The 807-nt window shown below is 79.7% G+C and carries 1 protein-coding gene; it reads left to right on the top strand.

The genetic code is table 11. The features are described from left to right. Window positions 1–143 precede the first annotated feature (143 nt). The coding region (locus N866_RS11340; protein WP_034226418.1) for a hypothetical protein at window positions 144–807 on the top strand (664 nt) is incomplete at its 3' end.

Below are 807 nucleotides of genomic sequence, written 5' to 3'. Positions count from 1 at the left end.
GCTGCTCCCGGAGATCCCCGACGTCCGCGGTACCTCCGGCGCGCGGGCGCACCGGGACAGGGCGAGCCTGTGGACGACGGCCGGTGCGCTCCTGCGCGTGCTGACATGTCCTCGTGCAGGGGGCGACGAGGTGCGAGGGCGGCGTGACCGGCGAGCCGGAGCCGGGGCGGACGGCGGTGCCCTGGGCGGCCGGCGAGGTCGTGCGGCTCGTGGTCGACGTCGGCGATGCCCTGGGCCGGGTGCACGCGCGCGGTGACGCCCACGGCGGGCTCGGTGGGGTGGGCGCGTGGACGGTGGCCCTGGACGGCAGAGCCCTCCTCGGGCCGGTCCCGTCGGACGCGCGCAGCAGCGCGGCGGACGACGTCCGAATGCTCGCCCGACGCGCTCTGACCCTTCTCGGCCGCCTGCCGCAGGAGTGCACCGCGCTGCCCGCCGCCGTCGAGGTGCCCGACGTCGCAGCGTGGTCGGCGCCCGAGCCGGACGACGCTCCTGGTCTGACGGCGCGCCGGCGCGACGCGGGAAGCACCGGGGAGCGGCTCCTCCCCGTCGTCCCGGGGTGCGTGGACGGGGACGTCCCGCGCGAGCGGCTGCGCCACGTCCTCCTGCTCGCGGACCGGGAGGACGCCCCACCGATCGGTCTCCTCGTCGCCCAGGCGCTGGCGGTCGCGGACCCCGTGCCGCTCCGACCCCGCGACCCCGGGGTGCTCGCCCGGGACGCCCTCGTCCGCAGTGCGGCGTCGCTGCCCGGGGGCCCCGGACCCCGCCACCGCCGCCGTGGTCCGGCGCGGGGGGCGCTGGTCCCCGCGG

Origin of the sequence: Actinotalea ferrariae CF5-4, from assembly GCF_000603945.1 — a bacterium.
GTDB classification, from domain to species: Bacteria; Actinomycetota; Actinomycetes; order Actinomycetales; family Cellulomonadaceae; genus Actinotalea; species Actinotalea ferrariae.
The sequence above is the reverse complement of the archived record's forward strand: the minus strand, read 5'-3'. Positions and strand labels throughout refer to the sequence as shown.